Below are 26292 nucleotides of genomic sequence, written 5' to 3'. Positions count from 1 at the left end.
CTACGCCTTCTTTGTAGTCTTCTTGGTTGCTTTCTTAGTGGTCTTTTTGGTCGCCTTGGTGGCTGCCTTTTTAGTAGTCTTCTTTGTTGCCTTAGTAGCGGCCTTCTTGCGGGTGCGCTTGGCGGCTTTCTTCGGCGCAGCATCCTCGAACTCGGCGGCGACCTTGCGATGGATTAGGCCTTCCGGCTCAACACCCAACATGCAGGAAAGGGTGACAGCATCCAGAAAGTCGGTCGAATACGTGGCAACGATTCGACGGGCAGCTACTGCAGTTTCCTCTTCGAGGGCGAGCATAGACTCGTTGGCTGCGGCGCGGGTGTCGGTGACCTTGGGTGGCAAGGATCCTCCTGGGAGTTAAAGCAGACTGGACACGTAGGTACACCATCTTACGCCACGACCTATTTCGCGGGTGGTGCAGCCTTGTGGAAGAAGCGACGACGACTGATGAAGGAACGGTATGGGTTGAACTTTGGCGGTCGACGCAGTTTGCGGGCAATCCACTCACCCAGGACCACGCCTGCACCCAACGAGGTGGCGATGGCCAACGCCAGCGCCATGTTGGCAAAGCCCACTAGGAGCTGCTCATTCAAAATCGCGTACATACCGCGATAGATGGAAAGACCAGGCAACAGTGGGGTAATGCCGGATACTGAAACGATCAGTGGCGGGATCAAATAGCGGCGGGCCAACAGGCCACCGGCTAAGCCGATGATGGTTGCCGATATGCCGATACCAACCACCGGCCCCACACCGTAGGGAATGAGCACCAAGTAATACACCCCTGAGCCCGCCAAAGCGGTGAGCCCGGCGATCCACATGGTCTTCCATTCCACGTAGCAAGCCACTGCAAAGGCGGCGGACGCAATTGCACCTGAGAACACCTTTGCAGTATCAGAAGCGAAGTTGGGGGCTGGCAGGGTCTGAATCGGGGGCAGGCTGATTCCTAGCGCTGCTGAGACCTGGATGCCGATGGCCACCCCAGCGACAATGGCGCCGGTCATCAACATTGTTTCAAAAAAGCGCGCACTCGCTGTCACGGGAGCACCAGTAATGCCGTCCTGAATGGCCTGCACCAAGGTTAAACCTGCCAGCAAGACCACCAGTCCGGAAGCAATGATCTGACTTGGGGTCAGCTCGACGCCATGCTGGCTTGCCCAGACGTAGGCTCCGGCGGCCGGCAAAGTGGCCACAAAACCGCCATAGATATTTTGGAAGAACGGTGGCACCAGTTTTGTATCCATCCACCACGTGCCAGCCATGATCACAGCTGCACTGAGAGAAGAGATGGCGGCGACGAGGAAACCACCCCCAAGTAGCACCGCAACTGCAGCGGCCATAATTGACCATCCAAAGAGGAAGCGAGCGAACTGGGCGCTGGGCTTTTTAGCGATGATGTCATCAAGGATTGTTTCGGCAACATCAGGGGAGGTAGCGCCAGCTTGGATAGAACGAATGAGACGGTCTACTTCCGAAAGCTGACCGAAGTTCGTGCCCAAGCGGTTGGCCACCCGAAACACGCTCACGGGGGTCTTATAGGTGCCCATGTGTGTGAACAAAGTGATGGTGTTCATCGTGATGTCCACGTGGGCGTAGTGCAGACCGTACGCAGAAGTCACTGCCCTGATCTGCGCCTTGGTGTCGTTATTGCCAGTGCCGGAAGACAACAAGATGTCGCCGACCCGGGCGGCAATATGCATGACGCCCGCAACTTGACCAGGATCTGTGAGATCAATCGGTGCGAGAGGCGAAGGTGGGGGTGCGGCTTTCGCCGCGTCAATGGTGGCGATTCGGCCTCTGCCTAACCACTTCTCCAGCATCCCGCTCACCCTTTCCAATCAGTTAGCAGTCAGACAACGAACATTACCGATTTGAGAGTGGGGCTGCATCTCTCTTTCTTGGATTAGAAATCAGCTTTCGGGTAGCATGACTTTTCGTGTCCAAAGACACGTGCTGGAGTGGCGCAATCGGTAGCGCAACGCACTTGTAATGCGTAGGTTGCGAGTTCAAGTCTCGTCTCCAGCTCAACTGATGCAGGCCGGGAGCTTTTCTCTCGGCCTGCATTTTGTATTAGCAGGTCAGGACAGGCTGTGGCGCTCGAATTTCTCCAGGCCTCGCTAGCCCGGTCGCCGTCCGCCTAGATTCGGAGTCAGCGAAGAGATGCTCGGACGCGCCTCAAAACCGTAGCGGGTAGCGTAGCCAAACCTTGATTCTATGAAGTGACATCATTATCCGGGCCTCGATGTGTTTTGAGGCGAGAGAAAAAACGAATGATCAAAGGTGTTGCTGCAGCTCAAGGCCAGCTAATTCTTCATTTTTAGTGCTTGCGCTGTGGCGAAGTGTTCTGAGAGCTATCACACTGGTGGGCACAACTAGTGCTAACAGGAGATGAGTGAATTGGCTAAGACTTTTGCAGAACAGATCGTCGAAGCGCTAGAAGGCTACGGCGTGGAAAGAATATTCGGGTTGGTTGGCGATAGCCTGAATCCGATTTCGGATGCGGTCCGCAACTCTTCGATTGAGTGGGTGCATGTGCGCAATGAGGAGGCAGCAGCCTTTGCTGCCGGCGCAGAATCCTTGGTGACCGGCAAACTGGCGGTGTGCGCCGCCTCCTGCGGCCCCGGCAATACCCACCTGATTCAGGGGCTATATGATGCGCACCGTAACGGTGCCAAGGTGCTTGCCCTCGCCAGCCACATTCCGAGTCCGCAGATTGGCTCGCATTTCTTCCAAGAAACCCATCCCGAGCAGGTGTTCGCCGAGTGTTCCGGCTACTGCGAAATGGTGAATTCTCCGAGCCAGGGTGCGCGCATTTTGCATCATGCGGTGCAGTCGACCATGGGCGGAAACGGAGTCTCGGTTCTCGTGTTGCCTGGCAACATCTCGATGGAGGATGCGGGCGATGCTACGTATTTGGACTCGGCAATTGCCGTCGATAAGCCGGTGAGCTATCCGCACCCCACTCAGGCGGCCGCGCTTGTCGACGCCATCAATAAAGCAGACACGGTGGCACTGTTTTGTGGCGCGGGATGTAAGGACGCCCGTGATCAGGTGCTTGCCCTGGCTGAGAAGATCAAATCCCCGGTCGGGCATGCTTTAGGCGGGAAGATGTACATCCAGCACGACAACCCTTTTGATGTTGGTATGTCAGGCTTGCTTGGCTATGGTGCCTGCCATGACGCCACGAATGATGCTGACCTGCTGATTTTGCTCGGCACTGACTTTCCTTACTCCGAGTTCTTGCCAAAGGACAATGTCGCTCAGGTGGATATCAATGCCGCCGCGATTGGCCGGCGCACCACTGTGAAGTATCCGGTAGTGGGTGATGTCGCGGCGACGATCGAGAATATTCTCCCGCATGTAGCGGAAAAGCAGGAGAGAAAGTTCCTCGATTCCATGCTGCATGAGCATCACCGCAAATTGGAGAAAGTGGTGGAAGCCTACACCGCCAAGAACCAAACGCTCACCCCGATTCACCCCGAGCTGGTGGCTGATGTTTTGGACGAGATCGCGGCTGATGATGCTGTGTTTACCGTGGATACCGGCATGTGCAATGTGTGGGCTGCGCGCTATATCAACAACTTCTCTGGCCAGCGCGAACTGCTGGGTTCTTTCCGTCATGGCACGATGGCAAATGCCTTGCCGCAGGCTATCGGCGCGCAAGCGGCGGATCCGAAACGTCAGGTGATTTCCATGTCGGGCGATGGCGGCCTCGGGATGCTCCTCGGGGAGCTGCTCACTGTTAGTTTGCATCAGTTGCCGGTGAAGATCATTGCCTTTAATAATTCTTCGCTGGGCATGGTGAAACTCGAGATGTTGGTGCAGGGCTACCCAGAGTTTGAAACCGACCATTCGGCAGTGAACTATGCGGCTATCGCTCAAGCCGCTGGGATCACTTCCTTCCGTGTGGAAGATCCGGGTCAGCTGCGAGAAACCTTGGAGAAGGCTCTGAACCATGACGGGCCGGTGCTGGTTGATGTTGTCACGGACCCGAATGCCTTGTCCATCCCGCCGAACATCACTTTCGAGCAGATCCTTGGGTTTTCCAAGGCAGCGAGCCGAACTGTGTTTGGTGGCGGTGTCGGAAGGATGTACCAACTGGCAACCTCCAACATTAGGAATATTCCGCGGCCTTAAGGAACTTTTAAGGCCGAGTGGGTGGGGCATGAATTTAATCCGGTGTCCTGCGGGAAGCTCGGTAGGATGAGAACTCTAAAACGCAGGGCTCGAACGTGGAAAGGAACACACATGAGCAACATTCGTGCCGCTATCATTGGCTACGGAAACCTGGGCAAGAGCGTAGAAAAGGTCATCGCTGCGCAGCCTGATATCGACCTTGTTAGCGTGTTCTCTCGCCGCGAGAACTTGGACACCAACGCGAAGGTGATTCCAGTAGTGGAAGCGGACAAGCATGTCGCCGACATCGACGTCCTCTACATGTGTCTCGGTTCCGCTACCGATATGCCAGAGCAAGCAGCAAGCCTGGCAAAGTTGTACAACACCGTGGACACCTACGATAACCACAACGAAGTCCCACGCCACCGCGCTGAGATGGACGCCGCAGCCAAGGAATCTGGCCATGTTGCCGTCATCTCCACCGGCTGGGATCCGGGCATGTTCTCTCTCAACCGCACCTACGCCTCCGCTGTAGTGCCTGAGTATGATCAGCACACCTTCTGGGGCCCAGGCCTGTCGCAGGGGCACTCCGACGCACTGCGCCGTATCGACGGCGTGAAGAAGGCCGTCCAGTACACCATCCCCGCAGATGACGCACTGGAAAAGGCTCGCAACGGCGCAGGCGAAGACATCACCGGTAAGAATGCTCACCTGCGTCAATGCTGGATTGTTGTCGAAGAGGGTGCGGATACCGCAGCCATCGAAAACACCATTCGCACCATGCCGGACTACTTCGTCGGTTATGAAGTTGAAGTCAATTTCATTGATGAGGCCACCTTCGACGCAGAACACACCGGCATGCCACATGGTGGACACGTTGTCACCGCCGGCAAGATTGGTGAGACCAAGCACCTGATCGAATACACCCTCAAGCTGGATAAGAACCCAGACTTCACCGCCGGCGTCATGGTGGCCTATGGGCGAGCGGCGCACCGACTGGCACAGCAGGGCCAGACCGGTGCCTTCACCGTGCTAGAGGTTGCCCCTTACCTGATTTCTCCACTGGAACTAGAGGAACTTATTTCTCGCGACGTCTAGGACTTTGCTGCGGTGCCTTAACCGGCACGAGCAATAGAAAACCGACCGCCAGGATCACGGCAATGCCGATGATTCCTGCGCGGTCGGTTCCCATTTGCGAGACAAAAATGCCGAATGCTGCCGGCGCAAGCCAGCTAACCGCCCGTCCCGTGGTGGCATACAGTCCGAACATTTGGCCCTCCCGGCCGAGCGGGGAAACGCGGGAGAGAAAAGTTCGCGCAGCAGACTGGGCTGGGCCGACAAACAGGCAGAGGATAAGTCCGAAGATCCAGAAATTTCGGGGACCCGACACAAAGTACAGGATCACGGCATCGAGGATCATACAAGCGAGTGAGACCAAAATGACCGGCTTGGGGCCAATTGCGTCATCAAGAAAGCCCGCCGCCAAGGCGCCGAGTGCGCTCACCACGTTCGCGGCCACCCCGAAGAGCAGTACCGCGCCGGGACTGATTTCGTAAACCTTCACCGCCAAGATCGCGCCGAAGGTAAACACTCCCGCCAGGCCATCGCGGAAAACGGCTGCGGCAATGAGAAAACGGACCGCGCGTCGATCCGCATGCCAGAGTTCCTTGACCTCCGCGAACAGTTGCCGATAAGCGCCCAACAACCCCGCGGGCGCCGTGGAAAGATCAGGCTGGATCTCAGGTACGCGAAACATTACCGGCAATCCGAAGGTGAGGAACCATACGGCTGCCAGCACTGCAACCAGCCGGATATTGAGCCCACCTGCAGTAGCTATGCCGAGGGCACCACGAGTCTCGCCTTCTCCAGCGATGAACCCCAAGTAGCAGATCAAAAGCAACACAATGCCGCCGAAATAGCCGGCAGCCCAGCCGAAACCGGAGACCCTTCCCACGCTGTCCGCAGCTGATACCTGGCGCAGCATCGCGAAGTAGGGGACCTCCGCAAACTGAAAAGTCAGCGAGGCGATCGCCATGATGGCCACACCGATCCAAAAATAGTGGTTCGCATCGTTGCGGACGAAGAATAGGCTGGTCATGAGCAGAAATGTGACACAGGTCCACACGCGCACGCTGCGGCGACGCGTGCCTTTGATGTCGCTCATTCTTCCCTGAATCGGAGCGAAGAGCGCGATGGCCACACCTGCAGCTGCCATTGCGAAACTGAATTTACCGGTCGCGTTAGTGATGTTCTTGCCCACCGAATCCGTCAGATAGACGGAAAACACGAAGGTCAACAAGACGGCGTTAAAGGCCGCGGATCCCCAGTCCCATGCGGACCATGCCAGAACAGTGACTTTGTCGGTGCGCTGAGAGTCCGCGTGCGCGGTGGCGTCGATAGGCATAGCAAAACCTTAGCCCCGCCACGGGTGGGCTGCAGCGGGGCGGGAAACGTAGGCTGAATTTGACCTTGACGCAGCGGAAAGGTGGAGGGTGACTCTTGTGAGCGAATTGACCATTGGACAGGCAGCGCAGCTGCTGGGAATTTCTAAGCGAACGCTGCGGCACTGGGACGAGATCGGCCTACTGCAGCCGAGCTTTCGTAGCTGGGGTGATTACCGGTTGTATACCGAGGATGACCTAGACGTAGCGCTTGAAATCCTGGTGTATCGGGAAACGGGAATGCCGCTGAAGGAGATCGCAGAGATCGTCAACGGCGGAGAATCGAGTCTCGTGCGGCTTCGGAACCAGCAGCAGCACCTGAAACAACAGCTCGCTCGCCTGCGTCAGATGCATGACGCAGTCACCACCATCCTAGAAAGGGATCTGACCATGACTGAGAAAATACAGGCGATGGGCACTTCGTGGGCTGAGTACGCCGAAGAAGCCGAGGCTCGTTGGGGAGACACCCCGGAATGGGAGCAATCCCAGGAAAAACAACAGGCCATGACAGCAGGAGACTGGGCGAAAGCAAAGGAGGAAATGGAGTCCTTTGCAATCGCGCTGGCCGCAGCAGAAGATGCTGGCGTTGCTCCGGGGACTGCGGAAGCAAAGAAGCTGGTCTATCGGCATCGCACGCAGGTTGCGCAATGGTATGAGTGCACCGCAGAAAAGCAAGTCTGCTTGGCCAGAATGTTCCTCGCTGACGAGCGCTTCCATGCGGCCTATGCGGGGCGACAGGAATTCCTGCTTCGGATCGTCGAGAAGCAGGCGGAGCTCGAAGGCGTGGACCTCAGCGCGGTTGAGTGGCGCTAGACAGCGCGAAAATGCTCACAGCAAACGTTCAGCGACTGTGCAGACAGTGTCGAGGCCGATAGCCTTTACTAGGAAGCTAGACACTAAACAAAGGAAACAGTCATGAGTGAGCCAAGCGTGAAAGTCCTCGTCGTCGACGACGAGCCAAATATTGTTGAACTGCTAACGGTTAGCCTGAAGTTCCAAGGATTCGATGTGGCATCGGCAACCTCTGGTACCGATGCCCTCCGGGTGGCACGGGAATTTCAACCGGAAGCCTTCATCCTCGACGTCATGCTGCCGGGCATCGACGGCTTTGAGCTTCTGTCAAAGCTACGCGCGGAAGGTTTCGACGGCCCCGTGCTGTACCTGACAGCTAAGGACGCGGTAGAAAATCGCATCCATGGCCTGACGATCGGTGCGGACGATTACGTCACCAAGCCGTTTTCCCTTGAAGAGGTCATTACCCGCCTGCGCGTAATCCTGCGCCGGGGTTCCGTAGTGTCTGAAGACGCCGAATCCAGCTCCGTGTTGAGCTACGCAGACCTCGTTCTCAACGATGACACTCACGAAGTGACCAAGGCGGGCGAGATCGTGGAGCTTTCGCCAACCGAGTTCAATTTGTTGCGTTACCTCATGCTCAACGCCGAAGTGGTGCTGTCGAAGGCAAAGATTTTAGACAACGTGTGGCACTACGATTTCGGTGGCGATGGCAATGTGGTGGAATCCTACATTTCTTATTTGCGCCGCAAGATCGATACCGGTGATACGCCGCTGATCCAGACTGTTCGCGGCGTCGGCTATGTGCTGCGCAAACCACGCCAAGCTTCCTAAGCCTTAGTAATGAAACGCTTGTCCCGCCACATCTCGCTGCGAACGTGGCTCGTACTCATTGTGGTGGTGATCTCCGGGTGTGGTCTCAGCGCCAGCGCCGTGGTGGTCAGCAGCATCATGCGAGATTTCACTGTCGGACGCGTCGACCAGGACCTGCAGAAGGCTTCCGACGGTTGGGCCGCGCGCAACGATTTCCTGCGGCCAGACCCCTCGAGCGCCCGGCCCCCGAGCGACTTCTACGTCCAGAAGATGTATTCAGACGGCTCGCGCATCATTGTTAATGATTCCGAAAGCGCCCCGGATCTATCCGCGGTGCATTTGAACTCGGGTCCGGTCACCGTCGGCCCTGCTGCCGATTCCGAGGGGGAGGCGCGTTGGCGGGTGATGGCGACCTACCGCGACGGCGTATCGACGGTAGTAGCCCTGAATCTGAACCGCGAAGACCGTATCATCGAGCAGCTCATCTTTACCCAACTCACCATTGGTGTCCTGGTCTTGGTGATCCTCGCACTCATTGCCTACTTTGTGGTGCGCGCTGCGCTCAGACCGTTGCGCGATGTGGAAAAGACCGCAGTTGCCATCGCAGGCGGTGACCTGGATCGACGTATCCCGCCGCTACCTCCCACCACGGAAGTGGGGCGACTGTCGCGTGCGCTCAACGCGATGCTCGGCCGTCTCCAAAACTCCGTGGAAGAAGCGCAATCCCAGGAGCAGCAAATGCGCCGCTTTGTCGGTGATGCCTCGCATGAGCTGCGCACCCCTTTGACCTCCGTCCGCGGGTATACCGAGCTGTACCGCTCTGGAGCCATGCCGGATGCGGACAAGGTGATCACCAAAATCTCCGATGAAGCGAGCCGCATGAGCTACCTGGTGGAGGATCTGCTTTCGCTCACACGCGCGGAGGGTTCGCCGATGGAGATGCGCAAGGTGGATATCTTCGAACTCTCCGTGAGTGTTGTCGCGTCGATGCGGGCAGCTCATCCTGGCCGCAAAGTGGCGGTGTTCAACCAATCAGTGGACGAGCCGCTGGTATGGGGAGATCCGCAGAAGTTGCATCGTGTGGCGCTTAATTTGGCAAACAATGCGCTAGTGCATGGTGGCGCGGATGCCGCGATTGAGATCACGAGCGATGAAAAAGTTGTGTGCCTCAACGTTCGTGACAATGGAATCGGCATGAGCCCAGAGGTAGCCGAGCACGTCTTTGAGCGGTTCTATCGTTCTGACTCCTCGCGGTCTCGTGCTACTGGTGGCTCGGGTTTGGGGCTGGCGATTGTTAAGTCTCTCGTCGAGGCCCATAACGGCACCGTTGAGGTGGAGTCCACGCTGGGGGAGGGCACCGTGTTTAAGGTGTGTCTGCCTCGGTTAGTTGAAGAGCGCTAAAAATCGCGGGAATTTGTTTCGGGATGTGGGCATGATGGACACCGTGGACTCGGATGACTTCGCCGAGTTCACTGGAAGTTCGTGGCACCACGGTATCTGCGTCGGAGACGATGGATACCACCCGTGCCTGCGGTGGCAACACGGCAGGAAAATTCCCCATGATCTGCCCCAAAGCTGGACCTGCGACCCATTTCAAGATTCGCTTGTACCGAGTTCTGGGCACGCCACGCCATGCCGCCCCGAGGCCCACCAAGTGACGAATGCTGTTCTGGGCGTCCCCGTGCGCTGCCTTGAGAGCCAAGAAACCGCCCAATGAGTGCGCGAGTACGTCGACGCGCTCGAACTCGGCGAGGAAATCGCTGACTTCGCGGGCACACCGCCCTAGATCGGCGGTGCCACGATCGCCGTATTCGAGGCCTACGACCCGTCGGCCACGTGCTTGTAGTGCTTCCGCTGCGCGTTGGAAGTTGCCGGGGGAGCTGAGCGTGCCATGCAATACGGCGATGGGGACATCGTCTGATTCGATGGGGGTTGGGAGAACGCCACTACGAGGCAGCCAGAGCAGCTTTGATATTCTCGGCGGCATCGTCCATCTTTTCTGGGTCAGTTTCGTCCATGTGCAGGGCGCGTTTGAAATCGTACTCGTTCATGTGGTTGGTGGGGAAGACGTGGATGTGAGTATGCGGAACATCGAAGCCGGCGATGATGAAGCCGGCGCGTTCACAGTCAAAAGCCGCGATGATGGCTTGCCCGATCTTCTGGGCGACTTCAGAAAGGTGCGACCACGTAGCTGGGTCTAAGTCGGTCCATTTGTCTACTTCTTCGATAGGAACCACCAGCGTGTGGCCATAATTGAGTGGCTCAATGGTTAGAAATGCAACGACCTTGTCGTCTCGGTAAACAAAGCGGCCCGGCAGTTCGCCGTTGATGATTTTGGTGAATACGCTAGTCATATCCCCCACAGTAGCTTCGGGGATAACTAACCGCTGGGAGTTCCTTAAGTAGACTGTGGTACATGCGCATTCTGGTAATCGGCTCGGGCGCCCGAGAGCACGCCCTCCTCCTTGGATTGTCTAAAGATCAATCCGTCACCGACCTGCACGTCGTACCTGGTAACGCGGGCATGGCGGCCCTAGCAACTGTCCACGAGGGGAAGGCTGATTCTCCCGCAGAGATGACTCAGCTGGCCACGAAACTCGCGGTGGATTTGGCTGTGATTGGGCCGGAAATCCCGTTGGTTGCTGGCGTCGCAGACGCCTTGCGTGAAGCCGGCATCGCGGTGTTCGGCCCCTCAGCTGCTGCTGCACAGATCGAAGGCTCCAAAGCATTTGCTAAGGCGGTTATGGCCGACGCGGGCGTAAAGACTGCCCATGCAGAAAGTCTTGCACCAGGCGCTGCGGAGTCCGAGATTGACGCTGCCTTGGATCGTTTTGGTCCGATCTGGGTAGTCAAAGATGATGGTCTAGCCGGAGGCAAAGGCGTGGTTGTTACCGAGGATCGTGCCGCAGCACGCGAGCACGTCCTGGCAGTGCACCACGGTGGTAACCCAGTCTTGCTGGAAAGCTACCTGGATGGTCCCGAGGTATCCCTGTTCTGCCTCGTTGATGGGGAAACCGTTGTCCCTCTCCTGCCCGCACAGGACCACAAACGGGCCCTGGATAATGACGAAGGGCCGAACACGGGCGGCATGGGTGCCTACACCCCGTTGCCATGGTTGCCAGCGGATGGCGTACAGCGGATTGTCGACGAAGTCTGCATCCCAGTTGCCGCCGAAATGGTGAAACGTGGCACGCCGTATTCTGGCCTGCTCTATGCAGGACTCGCATGGGGCCGCGACGGCATCTCCGTGGTGGAATTCAACTGTCGCTTCGGAGACCCGGAGACGCAGGCAGTGCTCGCTCTGCTCAAGACCCCGCTCGGGCAGCTCCTGAACTCGGTTGCCACTGGCACGCTTGCGGAGCAGCCGCCTCTAGAGTGGGAGGACGGTTACGCCTTGACTATTGTCTTGGCAGCTAACGGTTACCCAGAGGATCCTCGTACGGGCGATGCTATCCACAACGCTGATTCGCCACAGGTTTTGCATGCCGGCACGGCTCGAAATGAGGCCGGTGAACTAGTTTCATCCGGTGGCCGAGTGCTCAACGTGATTGGCACCGGCGCTACGCTTGCCGACGCCCGTGACAGTGCATATGCCGTGATCAAGGATATCGAGCTCGCAGGAAGCCACTACCGCAGTGACATTGCGTTGCCTGCCGTGGAAGGGCGCATCACTATCTAATCAGGGGTGACTGGAATACACTGTGCCGGTGCAATTCTCACACTCTGATTCTCGCAAGAAGGGGTTTAGCCCGGCGCAGCTCGTGTCGGGTAGCTTCTTGTTGCTGATCTTCCTGGGCACAGCCTTGTTGCTGCTGCCGTTTTCCCGTAGCGGGCCACAGAGCCCAGACGCTGTCACCGCGCTGTTTACCGCTACGTCGGCGGTGTGCCTGACGGGGCTTACCGTGGTGGATACGGCCACCTACTGGTCGCATTTCGGCCAAGCCGTCATCATTAGCTTGATCCAAATCGGCGGACTCGGAATTATGACCCTAGCGACGGTCGCGAGCTACCTGCTCGTTGGTCGGCTCGGGGTCCGCGGGCGGTTGAATGCCGCAGCAGAAATGCGCGGCAGGGACTTGGGTGAGGTTAAGTCAATCATCCTCGGGACTATCGGTTTCTCACTGTTTATTGAAGCAGTGATCACTATATTCCTGACCTTGCGTTTCTATTTCGCGTATGACCTGAGCCCAGCAGCCAGTCTGTGGGAAGGCTCTTTCCACGCGGTGTCCGCATTTAACAACGCTGGATTTGGTCTGGCCAGCTCTAATCTCATGCCCTATGTCGGGGATTTTGGCATCATTGTGCCGATTGCCCTCGGCGTGATTATCGGTGGCCTGGGCTTTCCAGTGCTGTTGGAGATCCGGCAGCGCTTTCGGACCAAATCCCGCCTCCCAATTTCCTTAACTATGAGCTTCACGCTGTGGGGAACCGCGATCTTGTTGATCACGGGAACTCTCGGCACAGTGGTGTTTGAGTGGAATGGCGCGCTCAAAGATCTGGATGTTGCTACTTCTTGGCTAGCGGCGTTCTTCCATAGCGTGTCCACTCGTACCGCAGGATTTAATTCCATTGATCTAGCCCACCTCCACGATTCCACGATGATGATGACGGACATCCTGATGCTGATCGGAGGTGGCTCCGGCGGCACCGCCGGCGGAGTGAAGGTAACCACCACGGCGGTGTTGGTGGCCGTCATGGTGGCGGAAATCCGCGGCGATGACCAAGTATTGGTTTCGGGGCGTCGCCTGCCAGGCCGCATCGTGCGACAAGCAATGGCGGTTTTCACGATGACTGTTCTAGCGTTGTTGGTCTCCGTATTGACATTGCAGATCCTCATGCCGCAATACACGTCACACCAGATTGTCTTTGAATGCATCAGCGCTTTCGCTACCGTGGGTCTTACCACAGGCATCACCCCGAGCCTGCCGGAGTTCGCCCAATTGTGGCTGGTAATGCTCATGTATGCGGGTCGTGTTGGCCCGATCACCCTCGTCGCCGCGCTGGCGGCCCGACATAGCAAACGGTTGTACACCTATCCGACTGAGAGGCCGTTCATTGGTTAAGCTATTTTCCCGGCAGACTGTCCCACCCGTGGTAATTATTGGGCTCGGACGATTCGGCATTGCCCTAGGCGATGAGCTTGTTCGCGCCGGGGTGGAAGTCCTGGGCATCGATGTGGATGAGGCCACCGTGGTTAAAGCGTCCTCTGTGCTCACGCACGCAGTGATTGCCGAGACCACCGATGCGGACACACTGCGTCAGCTGGGCGTGGATGATGCCGAGCGAGTGGTGATCGGAATCGGATCAGATCTCGGTGCCTCGCTGCTGACCGCCTCCGCAGTGATGGACTTGGGTGTGAAGAATGTGTGGGCTAAGGCTGACAATGATCAACACGCTAAAATCCTGACTCAGATCGGGGTGCACCATGTGGTGCGCCCGGAGCGTGACACAGGGCGTCGAGTAGCGCACCTGATTGCCGGGCACCTGCAGGATTACGTCGAGTTTGACCCTGACTTTGCTATCGCCAAGCTCGCCCCACCAGTGACTATGCACGGCCGAATGGTCAGTGAGGTCCCGCCAGGCATCACCATTGTGGGCGTGCGTCCGGCTGAAGGCCGGTTCACAGTCCCCGAGTCGGGCTATGTCATCCGCTCCGGTGATTTGGTTATTGCGGCAGGTACGGCGAAGGAATTGGACCGGTTCTGCCTTAGTTAACAGCGAGCAGGCTATCCCTTCGCGCTAAGCGTGGAATAATCTAGAGGCGTGGCTGACAAAAAGAAGATTTCAAACGTCCTTTCCAACCGATACGCGTCCGCAGAGCTGTCTAACCTCTGGAGCGCCGAAACCAAGATTGTTCTGGAGCGTGAGCTTTGGATTGCAGTGATGAAGGCACAAAAGGACCTCGGCGTAGACATCCCGGCCGAGGCCATCACTGCGTATGAAGCCGTGATCGAGCAAGTGGACTTGGCTTCCATCGCGGAGCGGGAGAAAGTTACTCGCCACGACGTGAAAGCGCGCATCGAAGAGTTCAACGCGCTGGCTGGATACGAACATATCCACAAAGGCATGACCAGCCGTGACCTCACGGAGAACGTTGAGCAACTGCAGATCCACCGTTCCCTCGAACTTATCTTGGGTAAGTCTGTGGCAGTGTTGACGCGAATTGGTCAGCGGGCCGCAGAATTTCAAAACCTGGTGATGGCAGGCCGCTCCCATAACGTTGCTGCGCAGGCCACCACCCTGGGCAAGCGATTTGCTTCCGCTGCCGACGAACTCCTGGTCGCCATTGAGCGTGCGGAGTCAATGATTGCGCACTACCCATTGCGTGGCATCAAGGGGCCAATGGGTACTGCTCAGGACATGTTGGACCTCATGGGCGGCAACGAGACAAAGCTGGCTTCCCTGGAGACTCGTATCGCGGACCACCTCGGCTTCCACCGGGTGTTTGATTCAGTGGGGCAGGTATATCCGCGCTCCCTCGACTTCGACGCGGTTTCGACCTTGGTCCAACTCGGCGCCGGTCCCTCTTCATTGGCGCACACCATTCGTCTGATGGCCGGCAACGAAACCGTCACGGAGGGTTTCAAGGAAGGCCAGGTTGGATCTTCCGCAATGCCGCACAAAATGAATGCTCGGTCTTGTGAGCGCGTTGGCGGTATGCAAGTGATTTTGCGCGGCTACCTGACGATGGTGGCAGACCTTTCCGGTCAGCAGTGGAACGAAGGCGATGTATTCTGTTCTGTCGTGCGCCGCGTTGCCCTGCCGGATGCCTTCTTCACTATCGACGGCATGTTTGAGACATTTCTCACGGTGCTCGACGAGTTTGGGGCGTTCCCAGCAATGCTCGATCGCGAACTCGAGCGTTACCTGCCGTTCCTGGCCACCACACGCATCCTCATGGCTGCGGTGCGTTCCGGAATGGGACGTGAGACCGCGCACGAAGTGATCAAGGAAAATGCGGTGGCAGTTGCACTGAACATGCGTGAAAACGGTGGTGATCAAGACCTCATTGAGCGCCTGGCAGCAGACCCACGCATGACGCTGTCAGCAGCTGATTTGGAAGCGGCGCTCGCAGACCGTCACGCATTCATCGGAGCAGCGGAATCCCAGGTCGGGCGAGTCTTGGCTCGGATTCAGGACGTCGTTGGGCGTTATCCAGAAGCTGCTAGCTACCAGCCTGGAGAGATTCTCTAACCCTAGGGAATTGTTCGTCGCCCTGTCTGCGCCACCATGGCCGCATGGAAATTCGGTGGGGGCAGGGCTACACTGCTTCACTATGCGTCCTGAACTTTCCTCGTACAATCACCTCTCTGCAGGCAAAGTACGCGAAATCTACGAAATTGATGACGAGAGCCTCCTCATGGTGGTGTCCGATCGAATTTCGGCTTATGATTACATCCTCGACACGGAGATCCCTGACAAGGGCCGTGTGCTGACCGCAATGACGGTTCACTTCTTTGACAACATCGATTTTCCGAACCATCTCGCCGGCCCAGTAGATGATCCGCGGATTCCCGAAGAAGTGTTGGGCCGTGCACTCGTTTGCAAGAAGCTGGAGATGCTGCCATTCGAGTGTGTCGCCCGTGGTTACCTGACTGGCTCCGGTTTGGCCGAGTACCAGGAAAGCGGCACCGTGTGTGGCGTAGAGCTACCAGAAGGCCTCCGTGAGGCCTCCAAGCTTCCAGAGCCGATTTTCACCCCTGCTACGAAGGCTGACCTGGGGGATCACGATGAAAACGTGAGCTTTGACGTGGTCGTCGAAAAGCTGGGGCAGGCTCGTGCAGAAGAGCTGCGGGATGCGACGCTGTCGATCTACCGTCAGGCCGCTGAGATGGCACTGGAGAAGGGTGTCATCCTCGCGGATACGAAGTTCGAGTTCGGTCTGGATTCCGAGGGCCGACTGGTGTTGGCGGATGAGGTTTTGACGCCGGATTCCTCCCGCTACTGGCCCGCAGATGGCTATGAAGAGGGTCGAGTGCAGCCTTCTTTTGATAAGCAGTACGTGCGTAACTGGTTGACTGGGCCAAAGTCTGGTTGGAATAAGGCATCCCAGACGCCGCCGCCAGCATTGCCTGGTTCCGTGGTCGAAGCCACTCGTGAGCGCTACATCGAGGCCTATGAGAAGATCTCCGGGAAGAAGTTCTCGGAGTGGATTGGTTGTTGCGTGTAACCAAGGTTGCAGGCTGTTGATTCAGCTCGGATAGTAGTTTCCCGTCTCCGCCATTGGTGGGGGCGGGTTTTCGCGGTTTGGGGATTGGTGGCATAGCCAAAATCGGCTGGGGGAGCCATTTCGGGATTGTGGGAGTGTCACTTCCCAGCCCCGCAATAAGGCCAGCCTTGCCTAAGTAAGCATCGCCTAACTATAGTTCAGGATCGGTTTGTCTTTTCATTTTCCGATCCAAGGAGTCTCTCCATGAAACCATTTCGTGCCGTAGTAGCATCACTCGGCGCATTCGCTACTCTAGGCATTCTCGCTGCGTGCGCGGGGCCCGATGCCGCGACGCAGCAGGCGGAAGCCCCGCTAAGCGTCACTGACATCAAGGGGCGCACCGTCACGCTGGACAAGATGCCAGAACGAATCATCTTGGGCGAAGGTCGCGGAGTCTTCGCTACTTCGATCCTGAACAAGGACCAGCCAGTAGATAAGGTTGTCGCGATGGGAGAGGACCTCAAAACTGCGGCGCCGTCCTACTTTGATGCCCTGGTCAAGGCTCGACCGGAGGTACAGTCCGTGCCTACCATCGGTAGCCTTTCTAAAGGCGACGTGTCGGTGGAGAACCTGCTGAGCTACCAGCCGGACCTCATGGTGCTGTCTGCTGACAACTACGACGCTCTGCAGGCGATCGGAATGCCAGAAAAGATGGATCAAGCCGGCATTAAATATGTGGTCACCGACTTCCGGCAGCACCCGCTCACCAACACCACGGCCTCGATGGATATCCTCGGAACGGTCTTTGGCAAAAAGGAGCAAGCCACCAAGTTCAATACGGAATGGACTCAGACTGTTGATTCTGTGAAGGAGCGTGCCGGCAAGATCGAAAAGAAGCCGAGCGTCTTCTTGTGGCGTGCAGCCGGCCTGAAGGACTGCTGCTCCACAGTGAAGGATTCCAACCTTGGCGAATTTGTCAACGTTGCAGGCGGAGATAACATCGGCGATCACATTCTCAGCACGGAATCGGGCGACGTGACCGCGGAAAAGCTTATCGCTGAGCAGCCAGACATGATCATTGCAACCGGCGGATCCTGGGCCAAGGACCCGAAGAAGCCGGCAGCGATCCCACATGCAAACTTGGGCTACGCCACTGATGAAGCCACCGCTAAGGATACCCTCAACGGTTTGACTAAAACGCCAGGCTTTGAGCAGGTCACGGCTGCGAATGAAGGGCGACTCTACGGCGTCTGGCACCAGTACTATGACTCACCGCTGAACTTCCTTGCAGTCGAGCAGTTTGCTAAGTGGCAGCATCCAGAAGAGTTCGCGGATGTGGACGTCGATAAGCACCTGCAGAGCGTCCACGAGGAGTACCTGCCCTTCGCGGCCAGCGGTACCTTCTTCTCGGAGCAGCGGTGACAGCAACCGTAACGGAGCACATTCTCGCTGAGCACCGGGGCGTGGTGCGCAAGCGGCGCAGGATCATCCTCGCACTCAGCGTGGGCGCCTTCATCGCGTTTGTGATCAGCGCGATGGTTGGTCCGGTTATTCTCAGTCCCGGCGAAGTATTGCGGGGGCTAATTGCACCGAACAACCTCGATGACACAGCGCGGACTGTTCTGTGGCGACTCCGGTTGCCCATGTCCGTGATGGCGGTGCTGGTGGGCATGAGCTTGGCTGCTGCGGGTGCGCAGATGCAAACGATTCTGAACAATCCGCTTGCTGAGCCCTTCACTTTGGGGATCTCGGCCGCGGCGGCTTTCGGTGGTGCGTCTGCGATCGTGATGGGCTGGGCCGCAACAGGTAACGCACAGACGAACCTGGCTGCGATGGCTTGGCTGTCTGCGATGCTGGCCACCGGTGTGATTTTGGTGGCAGCAGTGGTGCGAGGCGCGAGCGCGGAAACGATGATTCTGCTGGGCATCGGAATGGTGTTCTTGTTTCAGGCATTGCTTGCGCTGATGCAATATCGTGCCACCACTGAATCGCTGCAGCAGATTGTGTTCTGGTCTATGGGGTCTATGACGCGCGCGACGTGGGGCGGTAATGCCATGATTGGGCTGGCACTGTTGTTGTCTCTGCCCATCATGATTGCAGCATCCTGGCAGCTCACCGCATTGCGGCTTGGCGACGCCCGGGCTCAAGCCATGGGCGTGAACGTCAATAGGCTCCGCATGGTCATGCTCATTGTGGTGGCATTGCTCTCTGCCACGGCGGTGGCTTTCGCTGGAATCATCGGTTTTGTAGGCCTCGTCGGCCCGCATGTGGCGCGCATCTTCGTTGGCGAAGACCAGCGCTATTTCCTGCCAGCGTCTATGGCCGCCGGTGCGCTCATCATGAGCGGCGCCCATGCTGCCAGCTTGCTCATCATTCCGGGCATCGCAATCCCCATTGGCATCATCACCGCGCTGTTGGGCGTTCCATGTTTCATGCTCATCATCTTGAGCAGAAAGCGAGTGATTTGGTGAGTATCTCTTTAGAGATCAATGACCTGCGCGCCGGGTATGGTAAGCGTGCCATCCTCGATGGGCTGAGCACCATGCCTATCGACGGCGGGCACCTCACCGGCGTGCTCGGCCCCAACGCCTCAGGCAAATCAACCTTGATTAAGACTTTGGCAGGCATCAATCGGGTGCGAGGTGGCTCGGTCGAGCTCAGCGTCGATGGGCAGGGCGTGCAGGGAAAAGAACTGCGTGCGCACATGGGGTACGTGCCTCAAGAGCTGCCGAGCTCAGCGAGTATTACGGCGTTTGAAGCAGTGCTGATTGCCGCTCGTCGCACGCGGGCCACCAGTCCGGAGCATGTAGCTGCGGATACGATGGGTGCGATGGGAATTGGAGGGTTTGCCGGAACCAATCTCGCAGAGCTCTCCGGAGGGCAGCGGCAACTAGTGGCGGTGGCCCAAATGCTGGTCGGGGATCCTTCCGTCATGCTGCTCGATGAGCCAACTTCGGCGCTCGATCTCAACCGACAGATCTTCCTGCTCGACTTGGTCCGGGAACGGGTGCGCTTCAGTGGTGCGGTCGCCTTGGTGGCGATTCATGACATCAACCTAGCCACTCGCTTCTGCGAGGAGCTGGTAGTGATGAAGCAGGGCAGAGTGATCGCGCAAGGAACCCCCAGAGAGGTTATCTGCCCCGAGCTTTTGGATAGTGTGTACGGAATCAATGCGCGCATTCTAGAAGATGACGGGGTCCCGGTAGTCTTGCCGTGCTAAATGGGTACCATCGGTACCCATGTATCCCATCGCCGACAAACGTCCCAGCACTCGCACCCACCACGGCATCAATTTCGTGGATAACTACGAGTGGTTACGGGACAAAGGCTCCGCCGACACGATCGCCTACCTAGAAGCTGAAAACGCGTACACGGCGGAGCAGACCGCGCATCTGGGCACACTCGAAGACAACCTGTTCCAAGAGCTCAAGGGTCGAATCAAAGAGACGGACATGTCCGTTCCCGTGCGCCAAGGCGACTACTGGTATTTCGGCAGAACCGAAGAAGGCAAGAGCTACGGTCGGTCCTGCCGTGTCCCCGTCGTCGCGGGGCAAGATGCCTGGTTGCCACCAACCATCGCGGAGGAACCTCCGGCAGAAGAGCAAGTACTGCTCGATTTCAATGAACTCGCTGCAGGCCATGACTTTTTCTCCGTGGGTGCCTCGACGGTGACGCTGTCGGGCAATTTCGTTGCCTACTCCGTGGATGTGACCGGAGACGAACGTTATGACCTGTACATCAAAGACTTGCGCACCGGCGAACTGTTGGAAGATCGCATCGAGGGTATCTTTGCAGGTGCTACCTGGGCGGGGGAAGAGTACCTGTTCTACCAGCGCGTCGATGATGCGTGGCGCCCAGATTCGGTGTGGCGGCACCGGGTAGGTACCCCAGCTTCCGAAGACGTGCTGGTGTTCCAAGAACCCGATGAGAAGTTCTGGGTGGGCGTGGGCACCACTCGTTCGGATAAATTCCTGCTCATCGAGGCAAGCTCCAAGCTGACCTCCGAGATCTGGGTCTTGGAACTAGACAACCCTACCGGCGAGTTTCGCTGCCAGCTCCCGCGTCAGGAAGGGCTGGAATACGGCATCGACCACGCGGTTATCGACGGCGAAGACCGCTGGCTGGTCATCCACAATGCCGCTGGTCCAAACTTTGAGATCGGTGAGTGCCCGGCGACTGCCTTTGTGATCGAAGATCTCAACGTCCTCGTCCCGCATCGCTCCGATGTCAGGCTGGAATGTATCGATCCTTTCGCGGGGCACCTGGTGCTGGGCTATCGCCGCGACGCAATCGGGCGGGTTGCCTTGATGAAACTGGACCCGGGGTACACCAATTTCACAGAGATGAGTTTTGAGGAAGAGCTCTACTCCGTGGGCTCCGGCGGGAACCCAGAGTGGGACACCCCAGTGTTCCGGTACACCTATGTGAGTTTCACCCAGCCTGCGAGTGTGAGCTTGTTGGACGTCGCCACGCAACAGCGCACGCTGTTGAAACAACAGGAGGTGTTGGGCGGCTACAACCCGGCGGACTACGTTGCCACACGCCGATGGGTAACTGCCCGCGATGGTGCGAAGGTGCCGGTGTCGCTCGTTCATCGTGCGGACCTAGACATGAGCAAGCCGAATCCGACGATTCTGTACGGCTACGGCTCCTACGAGCACTCCATCGATCCGGACTTTTCAAATTTGCAGATTTCGGTATATGACCGTGAGGTCATCTTTGCGGTGGCTCACGTACGTGGCGGCGGCGAAATGGGGCGACGCTGGTACGACGACGGCAAGATGCTCGCCAAGAAGAACACCTTCACCGACTTCATCGATGTCGCAGATGATCTCATTGCTGCGGGGATTACAGCGCCCGAGATGCTAGGCGCTGAGGGAGGCTCGGCTGGCGGCCTGCTCATGGGGGCCGTTGCCAACATGGCTCCGGATCGGTTCGCGGCGATATCTGCCAAGGTGCCCTTCGTCGATCCTTTAACCTCAATTCTTATGCCTGAGCTGCCGTTGACGGTGATGGAGTGGGAAGAATGGGGCGACCCATTGCACAACAAAGAGGTGTACGACTACATGGCCTCTTACGCGCCTTACGAGAATGTCGCGGCGCTGCAATATCCGAACATCATGGCGGTCACCTCACTCAATGACACCCGTGTGCTGTACGTAGAGCCGGCAAAGTGGATCGCGAAGCTGCGAGACACCGCTGTTGGGGGAGAGTTCTTGCTGAAAACAGAAATGGCGGCGGGGCATGGTGGCGTATCTGGGCGCTATGAACGGTGGCATCAGGCTGCATTTGAATTGGCGTGGTTACTTAACCAAATTGCAGGGCACACAGAATAGGGAGTGTGACTTATTTCACAAAGTGGCAAACTGCATGCCGAAAGGGTGGAATGGGGCAAGAATATCGTCCCTGTGCTGCAGAAACATGCAGGCGGAAAAATGTGACATTTTTGAAAATATCCCCTCCGGTTGTGGGGAGGGGATTGTTGAGCAGAAACGACGTTGCTTTAAAGAAAGTATGGCAACTACAGTTCCGCTAAGGACTGATGTGCGTCAGACTACATTTCGCGAAGTATAGTTCGGCTTTCACAAAATTGGGCTGCGGTGCGTCAACCTCCATGCGAAACACTCATTAGTGACTACTGGAATTTTGTAACGGAAGTTTCGGCGGTCGTTCGTAGAAGGATCCAACACAACCATGTCTGATCAAGACAAGATCGCGCAGCCGGTAGTAACCGGTACCGGTGCCACAGCACTGCCAAAGATCGCGGAACCAAACAAGCCGCGCAAAGACCGTACTCACTGGCTGTACATCATGGTGGTTGTTGCCATTATTGCCGGAATCACCTTTGGTCTCGTTGCTCCCGAACGGGCTGAGTCCTGGCGAATCGTCGGCAAGATGTTTATCCAACTGATTACGATGATCATTCCTCCCGTGATCTTTTGCACTATCGTGTTGGGCATTGGTTCGGTTCGCTCCGCTGCAACCGTTGGAAAAGCTGGTGGTATTGCGCTGGCTTATTTCGTTACGATGTCCACCTTTGCTTTGGCAGTGGGGCTTTTGGTCGGTAATTACATTGAGCCGGGCTCAAATCTGAATATCGCCCCAACGGATAACCCCAAGTCCGTACCGGACCCTGAAAAGGCAACCGGAATGGTCGGCTTCATTCAGTCGATTATTCCGAAAACCATGTTCTCCGCATTCACGGAGGGCTCTGTTCTCCAAGTATTGTTCATCGCCCTGCTGTTCGGTTTTGCAGTGCAGTCCATGGGCCGCGCGGGTGAGCCGATTTTGGGATTTGTCGCGCATCTGCAAAAGGTTGTGTTCAAGATTCTGAACATGATTCTGTGGTTGGCACCGATTGGTGCGTTCGGTGCAATGGCGGGCGTTGTTGGCGGCTCAGGTATGGCAGCTGTGAAAGAACTTGCAGTATTGATGTTGGCCTTCTACATCACCTGTTTCCTGTTTGTGTTCGTGGTTCTTGGCCTGGTGCTCAAGGTGTTTGGTGGCTTCAACATCTTCAAATTGTGCAAGTACCTCGGCCGTGAGTTTCTCCTCATCGTGGCGACTTCTTCCTCAGAATCTGCGCTGCCCAACCTCATGCGTAAGATGGAGCATGCAGGTGTGGACAAGTCTACCGTCGGTATCGTCGTTCCCACTGGCTATTCCTTCAACTTGGACGGCACCGCGATTTACCTGACGATGTCTGCCATCTTCATCGCGGATGCGATGCATATGCCGATGAGTCTTGGCGAGCAAATCGGACTGCTGGTGTTCATGATCATTGCATCTAAGGGTGCCGCTGGCGTTTCTGGTGCGGGTATCGCTACCTTGGCTGCCGGTTTGCAGTCACACTCTCCCGCATTGTTGGGTGGTGTGGACGTCATCATGGGCATCGACAAATTCATGTCCGAGGCCCGTGCACTGACCAACTTCGCTGGTAACTCTGTAGCCACCTTGCTGGTCGGCACCTGGACCAAGACCATCGATAAACAGCGTGTCCACGATGTTCTTGACGGAAAAGTTCCTTACATGGCTGCGCCGGACGATACCCACGTTGACCTTCGCAACCCAGAGGTAGAGAACTCTCCGAACCTGAACCTGCAGCCGACTCCTCAGGTGGACTTGGACGCATACAAGCACTAGTGACTTTCCCCGACCTAAAGCGCTCTCTTCGGAGGGCGCTTTTCGCTTTCTACTTGCCGAGACAAACTGATAAAGCCGTGGGATAATATCCTGCATGCGTGGCACACTGTTGGTTTCAATCTCGAGTATCTTTGATGCCACATGTGGAGACGCAAAATCGCTGATCGATCACCTTGATGACCGTTGTGTCCCCGTGTCCTTGCTGGTGGCGCCGCATATCGACGGCAATTGGCACCTTGCAAAAGATGAAGGCACCCGCTCCTGGCTCATAGCGCAACAACAGCAGGACCGCGCTCTGATTCTCAATGGATTTGATCAGGCAGTTCAGGGCCGACGCGCGGAATTCGCAAACCTCGAGTCTCACGAAGCTCGTCTGCGGCTGGCTGGCGCTACTCGGCAAATGTCGAAGATGGGTTTTGACCTCGATTTGTTTGCACCACCGCGCTGGCGCCTGTCAGAAGGTACCCTGCAGGTCTTGCCGGAATTCGGCTTCACGTTGGTGTCATCGACACGCGGCATTCATCACCTGGAGACCGGAGACTTTACCCAAACGCGAAATCTATCCTTCGGTGAGGGCTACGGCGCTGCTAAATGGTGGCGCCGCAACATCATCCGCGCCGTGGAACGCAACGCAGCCAAAGGGCGGACCGTGCGTCTGTCGATTTCCGCGCGCAACCTGTCGGACAAGAAGACGGTAAAGGACTTCAAAGTCGCCGTGGATCGAGCTCTCGAGCTGGACATAGCGCCGCGGGACTACCGCGACTTCCGCTAGCGTAGGGGCATGACTTCGATCTATGACACGCCAGTAACGCTTATCGACGGCCGCACCACCACTCTCCAGGACTGGGCAGGTCACCTCATCATGGTGGTCAATACCGCCAGCGAATGTGGACTCACCGGCCAGTACGAGGGGCTACAGCAGCTCTTTGACGAATACGCAATGCGAGGCTTCTTCGTCCTCGGAATGCCATGCAACCAGTTCGGTGAACAAGAACCCGGCAAGAACGAGGAAATCGCAACCTTCTGCTCCCGCAACTATGGCGTGACGTTCCCGATGCTGACAAAGGCCGACGTCAACGGTGACAATACGCATCCGCTCTATCAAATCCTGAAGCAAACCTCAGACGCTGAGGGAGAAGCCGGAGATGTGCAGTGGAACTTTGAGAAGTTCCTCATTTCGCCGTCCGGGGAAGTAATCGGCAGGTTTCGTCCTCGCACCGAACCGGAAGATGATGCAATCGTGGAGATGATTGAGGAAAACTTGCCGGTTTAGGTGTACATGCCGATTTTGTCACTTCGGAGAGTTCAAAATCGTGCGGATCCTTCCTCGCGGGGTGAGAAAATCGGCGCTAGTCCCTGCTAGGGCGGTATCGGCTAGAAACAAATAGGGCACAGAAATTTACCGAAACGTAAGATAGGCCAGTATGTCCTTAACTGAAACGGTTCGCCAGCGACTTGATCGCGGCCCGCGACCGAAAACTAGAGGATGGTTTCATTTCATAGCGAGCGTGCTCAGCTTGGTCTCGGGTACGGTGCTTGCCACCTATGCGTGGCTCATGCTTCCTCACCTCGAGGCTGTGGGCGTGACGGTCTACGCCGTCGGATGTTTTCTGCTCTTTGGGATTTCGGCCGCTTATCATCTAGGCCCGTGGCAAAGCAGTCACACGGTGCAGTGGTGGCGCCGTGCCGATCATGCAACAATCGCCATTTTCATTGCAGCTACCTACACACCACTATGTCTATTGTCCTTTGATCGGGTTACTGCCTCATGGATTTTGGGCATCGCCTGGCTGGGGGCCTTGGCTGGAGTGATACTCAATGTGGTGTGGATCAGGCATCCCCGCTGGCTAGATGTGGTGGTTTACCTCACCCTTGGTTGGATTATCGTGCCACTTGTTCCGCAACTATGGAGAAGTGCCGGGCCAGCGGTAGTTTGGTTGATATTCGTTGGTGGGGTTGTTTACTCGCTTGGGGCGCTGGTTTATGGCTTTAAGTGGCCTGGCCGCAACGCGCGCATTATCGGCTATCACGAGCACTTCCACGCCGCCACCATCATTGCAGCGGTGGTTCACCTTGTGGCTATCTGGATGATAGTTGTGGTGGCTGCGTAGCTGAGGAAGTGGTAGCCCTTCTATGCTGCCGGCTAGCCTAGATGGATAAGTTGGTCGGATGCTCGCGCAGTGTCTGGATTGTGGGTGCTGATTACAACTATGGCGCCGTTGTCGGCGAACCTGCGGAGTAGCTCGGTCACGTTGGTGGCGTTGTCAGTATCCAGCGCGGAAGTAGGCTCATCTGCAAAAACCACTTGTGGTCGATGGAGTAAGAGGCGCGCGATAGCTACCCGTTGTTGCTCACCACCGCTGAGAGTGTAAACCGGGGTGTCCAAGCCGCATGTGAGATTGACTGCGGACAACGCAGAGTCGAGAGATTGCGGGCGATCCCGTCGAGGTGTGCCAGAGGACGCTAGCGCAAGGTTGAGGTTCTTCTCGATGCTCCAGTTTTCCACCAGTGCGAAGTTCTGGAAAAGGAAGCCTACGGTGTTGCGATAGAGCTTTCGGACTCGGCTTCGGGAGAAGTCGCTCCACGTTTGGTCTCCATAAACAACGGTTCCGGAGGTGAGTGGCTCAAGCAATCCGAGCGTGTTCAACAAGGTGGTCTTGCCAGCGCCACTGCGACCCGTGATGGCAGTAATCGTTCCGGGTTGCATGGTGAGGTCGAGATCGTGCCAAAGTGCTCTCTTGCCGATGTCTTTGCAAAGCGAACGTCCATGCAGTGGAGCAGAAGCGGGCCGAAGATCCGCGAATAGGTCTGAGTTATGCATAATGAGTTTTGAATACCTTT

Annotated in this window: 24 protein-coding genes and 1 tRNA gene; 19 read left to right on the top strand and 6 right to left on the bottom strand. The window is 57.0% G+C overall.

Annotated elements, in window-relative coordinates; genetic code table 11:
• Both WG936_RS04310 and thrE read right to left on the bottom strand, forming a co-directional pair.
• The gene (locus WG936_RS04310) at positions 1 to 339 is read right to left on the bottom strand and encodes a hypothetical protein (RefSeq protein WP_339565317.1); all 339 of its coding nucleotides are present in this window, start codon (positions 337 to 339) and stop codon (positions 1 to 3) included.
• Between the two features lie 59 nt (positions 340 to 398).
• A complete protein-coding gene (gene thrE / locus WG936_RS04305; protein WP_339565318.1) occupies positions 399 to 1817 on the bottom strand; it encodes a threonine/serine exporter ThrE in 1419 nt (472 codons plus the stop codon).
• 132 nt (positions 1818 to 1949) lie between these two features.
• On the opposite strand from thrE, the gene WG936_RS04300 reads away from it, so the two are divergent.
• The 3 genes from WG936_RS04300 (at position 1950) to WG936_RS04290 (ending at position 5211) form a co-directional block, all read left to right on the top strand.
• Positions 1950 to 2022 (top strand) — tRNA-Thr (locus WG936_RS04300).
• A gap of 372 nt (positions 2023 to 2394) precedes the next feature.
• Complete coding sequence (locus WG936_RS04295) at positions 2395 to 4134, top strand: pyruvate dehydrogenase (RefSeq protein ID WP_339565369.1); 1740 nt, start codon at positions 2395 to 2397, stop codon at positions 4132 to 4134.
• 111 nt (positions 4135 to 4245) lie between these two features.
• Complete coding sequence (locus WG936_RS04290) at positions 4246 to 5211, top strand: diaminopimelate dehydrogenase (RefSeq protein ID WP_339572202.1); 966 nt, start codon at positions 4246 to 4248, stop codon at positions 5209 to 5211.
• On the opposite strand, the gene WG936_RS04285 is transcribed toward WG936_RS04290, so the two are convergent.
• Entirely contained in the window at positions 5192 to 6517 is a 1326-nt protein-coding gene (locus WG936_RS04285; RefSeq protein WP_339565320.1) for an MFS transporter, read from the bottom strand. The two genes, WG936_RS04290 and WG936_RS04285, sit on opposite strands and share 20 nt — an antisense overlap.
• A gap of 97 nt (positions 6518 to 6614) precedes the next feature.
• Between WG936_RS04285 and WG936_RS04280 the strand changes: the two genes are divergently transcribed.
• The 3 genes from WG936_RS04280 to WG936_RS04270 all read left to right on the top strand — a co-directional run bounded on the left by WG936_RS04280 (position 6615) and on the right by WG936_RS04270 (position 9560).
• A complete protein-coding gene (locus WG936_RS04280) occupies positions 6615 to 7367 on the top strand; it encodes a MerR family transcriptional regulator (protein WP_339565321.1) in 753 nt (250 codons plus the stop codon).
• Between the two features lie 102 nt (positions 7368 to 7469).
• Positions 7470 to 8180, top strand: a complete 711-nt coding sequence (locus WG936_RS04275) for a response regulator transcription factor (protein WP_339565322.1) — start codon at positions 7470 to 7472, stop codon at positions 8178 to 8180.
• A gap of 9 nt (positions 8181 to 8189) precedes the next feature.
• Positions 8190 to 9560 carry a sensor histidine kinase gene (locus tag WG936_RS04270; RefSeq protein ID WP_339565323.1) on the top strand — a complete coding sequence of 457 codons (1371 nt, stop codon included), beginning with the start codon at positions 8190 to 8192 and terminating at the stop codon, positions 9558 to 9560.
• Here the strand turns inward: WG936_RS04270 and WG936_RS04265 are convergent.
• Positions 9523 to 10146, bottom strand: coding sequence for an esterase/lipase family protein (locus WG936_RS04265; protein WP_339572201.1), 624 nt, complete (start codon positions 10144 to 10146; stop codon positions 9523 to 9525). The genes WG936_RS04270 and WG936_RS04265 overlap by 38 nt on opposite strands.
• Positions 10106 to 10513 carry an HIT family protein gene (locus WG936_RS04260; RefSeq protein ID WP_339572200.1) on the bottom strand — a complete coding sequence of 136 codons (408 nt, stop codon included), beginning with the start codon at positions 10511 to 10513 and terminating at the stop codon, positions 10106 to 10108. The genes WG936_RS04265 and WG936_RS04260 overlap by 41 nt, the downstream gene beginning before the upstream one ends.
• A gap of 62 nt (positions 10514 to 10575) precedes the next feature.
• Here WG936_RS04260 and purD point away from each other — a divergent pair, with 62 nt between their 5' ends.
• From purD to trhA, 13 genes are all read left to right on the top strand, one after another.
• On the top strand, positions 10576 to 11838 hold the full coding sequence (gene purD, locus WG936_RS04255; protein ID WP_339572199.1) for a phosphoribosylamine--glycine ligase: 1263 nt from the start codon (positions 10576 to 10578) through the stop codon (positions 11836 to 11838).
• A gap of 28 nt (positions 11839 to 11866) precedes the next feature.
• The gene (locus WG936_RS04250; protein WP_339565327.1) at positions 11867 to 13222 is read left to right on the top strand and encodes a TrkH family potassium uptake protein; all 1356 of its coding nucleotides are present in this window, start codon (positions 11867 to 11869) and stop codon (positions 13220 to 13222) included.
• Positions 13215 to 13874, top strand: coding sequence for a potassium channel family protein (locus tag WG936_RS04245; RefSeq protein WP_445227829.1), 660 nt, complete (start codon positions 13215 to 13217; stop codon positions 13872 to 13874). Before WG936_RS04250 ends, WG936_RS04245 begins: the two co-directional genes overlap by 8 nt.
• 48 nt (positions 13875 to 13922) lie before the next feature.
• Complete coding sequence (gene purB, locus WG936_RS04240) at positions 13923 to 15353, top strand: adenylosuccinate lyase (protein WP_339565329.1); 1431 nt, start codon at positions 13923 to 13925, stop codon at positions 15351 to 15353.
• Between the two features lie 82 nt (positions 15354 to 15435).
• Positions 15436 to 16329 (top strand): phosphoribosylaminoimidazolesuccinocarboxamide synthase, encoded by an 894-nt coding sequence (locus WG936_RS04235; protein WP_339565330.1) that lies wholly within the window; start codon positions 15436 to 15438, stop codon positions 16327 to 16329.
• A gap of 243 nt (positions 16330 to 16572) precedes the next feature.
• On the top strand, positions 16573 to 17730 hold the full coding sequence (locus tag WG936_RS04230) for an ABC transporter substrate-binding protein (RefSeq protein WP_339572198.1): 1158 nt from the start codon (positions 16573 to 16575) through the stop codon (positions 17728 to 17730).
• The gene (locus WG936_RS04225) at positions 17727 to 18779 is read left to right on the top strand and encodes a FecCD family ABC transporter permease (RefSeq protein ID WP_339572197.1); all 1053 of its coding nucleotides are present in this window, start codon (positions 17727 to 17729) and stop codon (positions 18777 to 18779) included. Before WG936_RS04230 ends, WG936_RS04225 begins: the two co-directional genes overlap by 4 nt.
• On the top strand, positions 18776 to 19528 hold the full coding sequence (locus tag WG936_RS04220) for an ABC transporter ATP-binding protein (protein WP_339572196.1): 753 nt from the start codon (positions 18776 to 18778) through the stop codon (positions 19526 to 19528). The genes WG936_RS04225 and WG936_RS04220 overlap by 4 nt, the downstream gene beginning before the upstream one ends.
• Positions 19529 to 19547: 19 nt before the next feature.
• Positions 19548 to 21644 (top strand): S9 family peptidase, encoded by a 2097-nt coding sequence (locus WG936_RS04215; RefSeq protein ID WP_339572195.1) that lies wholly within the window; start codon positions 19548 to 19550, stop codon positions 21642 to 21644.
• A gap of 358 nt (positions 21645 to 22002) precedes the next feature.
• Positions 22003 to 23451: a cation:dicarboxylate symporter family transporter gene (locus tag WG936_RS04210; RefSeq protein ID WP_339565335.1), complete on the top strand. Its 1449-nt coding sequence runs from the start codon at positions 22003 to 22005 to the stop codon at positions 23449 to 23451.
• A gap of 94 nt (positions 23452 to 23545) precedes the next feature.
• Entirely contained in the window at positions 23546 to 24223 is a 678-nt protein-coding gene (locus tag WG936_RS04205; protein WP_339565336.1) for a DUF2334 domain-containing protein, read from the top strand.
• 9 nt (positions 24224 to 24232) lie between these two features.
• Positions 24233 to 24724 (top strand): glutathione peroxidase, encoded by a 492-nt coding sequence (locus tag WG936_RS04200; RefSeq protein ID WP_339565337.1) that lies wholly within the window; start codon positions 24233 to 24235, stop codon positions 24722 to 24724.
• A gap of 151 nt (positions 24725 to 24875) precedes the next feature.
• A complete protein-coding gene (trhA, locus tag WG936_RS04195; protein WP_339565338.1) occupies positions 24876 to 25562 on the top strand; it encodes a PAQR family membrane homeostasis protein TrhA in 687 nt (228 codons plus the stop codon).
• A 32-nt stretch (positions 25563 to 25594) separates the two neighbouring features.
• On the opposite strand, the gene WG936_RS04190 is transcribed toward trhA, so the two are convergent.
• The gene (locus tag WG936_RS04190; RefSeq protein ID WP_339565339.1) at positions 25595 to 26272 is read right to left on the bottom strand and encodes an ATP-binding cassette domain-containing protein; all 678 of its coding nucleotides are present in this window, start codon (positions 26270 to 26272) and stop codon (positions 25595 to 25597) included.
• Between the last annotated feature and the right edge of the window lie 20 nt (positions 26273 to 26292).

This window comes from Corynebacterium sp. H127 (assembly GCF_037482665.1).
In the GTDB taxonomy this organism is placed as follows: Bacteria; Actinomycetota; Actinomycetes; order Mycobacteriales; family Mycobacteriaceae; genus Corynebacterium.
The sequence above is the reverse complement of the archived record's forward strand: the minus strand, read 5'-3'. Positions and strand labels throughout refer to the sequence as shown.

What these genes read in the sequence shown, in the direction of transcription:
- WG936_RS04275 (WP_339565322.1), top strand. Translation starts at nt 7,470, where the DNA reads ATGAGTGAGCCAAGCGTGAAAGTCCTCGTCGTCGACGACGAGCCAAAT.
- WG936_RS04210 (WP_339565335.1), top strand. Translation starts at nt 22,003, where the DNA reads ATGTCTGATCAAGACAAGATCGCGCAGCCGGTAGTAACCGGTACCGGT.
- purD (WP_339572199.1), top strand. Translation starts at nt 10,576, where the DNA reads ATGCGCATTCTGGTAATCGGCTCGGGCGCCCGAGAGCACGCCCTCCTC.
- WG936_RS04190 (WP_339565339.1), bottom strand. Translation starts at nt 26,272, where the DNA reads ATGCATAACTCAGACCTATTCGCGGATCTTCGGCCCGCTTCTGCTCCA.
- WG936_RS04290 (WP_339572202.1), top strand. Translation starts at nt 4,246, where the DNA reads ATGAGCAACATTCGTGCCGCTATCATTGGCTACGGAAACCTGGGCAAG.
- WG936_RS04285 (WP_339565320.1), bottom strand. Translation starts at nt 6,517, where the DNA reads ATGCCTATCGACGCCACCGCGCACGCGGACTCTCAGCGCACCGACAAA.
- WG936_RS04205 (WP_339565336.1), top strand. Translation starts at nt 23,546, where the DNA reads ATGCGTGGCACACTGTTGGTTTCAATCTCGAGTATCTTTGATGCCACA.
- WG936_RS04230 (WP_339572198.1), top strand. Translation starts at nt 16,573, where the DNA reads ATGAAACCATTTCGTGCCGTAGTAGCATCACTCGGCGCATTCGCTACT.
- WG936_RS04235 (WP_339565330.1), top strand. Translation starts at nt 15,436, where the DNA reads ATGCGTCCTGAACTTTCCTCGTACAATCACCTCTCTGCAGGCAAAGTA.
- WG936_RS04260 (WP_339572200.1), bottom strand. Translation starts at nt 10,513, where the DNA reads ATGACTAGCGTATTCACCAAAATCATCAACGGCGAACTGCCGGGCCGC.
- trhA (WP_339565338.1), top strand. Translation starts at nt 24,876, where the DNA reads ATGTCCTTAACTGAAACGGTTCGCCAGCGACTTGATCGCGGCCCGCGA.
- thrE (WP_339565318.1), bottom strand. Translation starts at nt 1,817, where the DNA reads ATGCTGGAGAAGTGGTTAGGCAGAGGCCGAATCGCCACCATTGACGCG.
- WG936_RS04215 (WP_339572195.1), top strand. Translation starts at nt 19,548, where the DNA reads ATGTATCCCATCGCCGACAAACGTCCCAGCACTCGCACCCACCACGGC.
- WG936_RS04270 (WP_339565323.1), top strand. Translation starts at nt 8,190, where the DNA reads ATGAAACGCTTGTCCCGCCACATCTCGCTGCGAACGTGGCTCGTACTC.
- WG936_RS04265 (WP_339572201.1), bottom strand. Translation starts at nt 10,146, where the DNA reads ATGCCGCCGAGAATATCAAAGCTGCTCTGGCTGCCTCGTAGTGGCGTT.
- WG936_RS04200 (WP_339565337.1), top strand. Translation starts at nt 24,233, where the DNA reads ATGACTTCGATCTATGACACGCCAGTAACGCTTATCGACGGCCGCACC.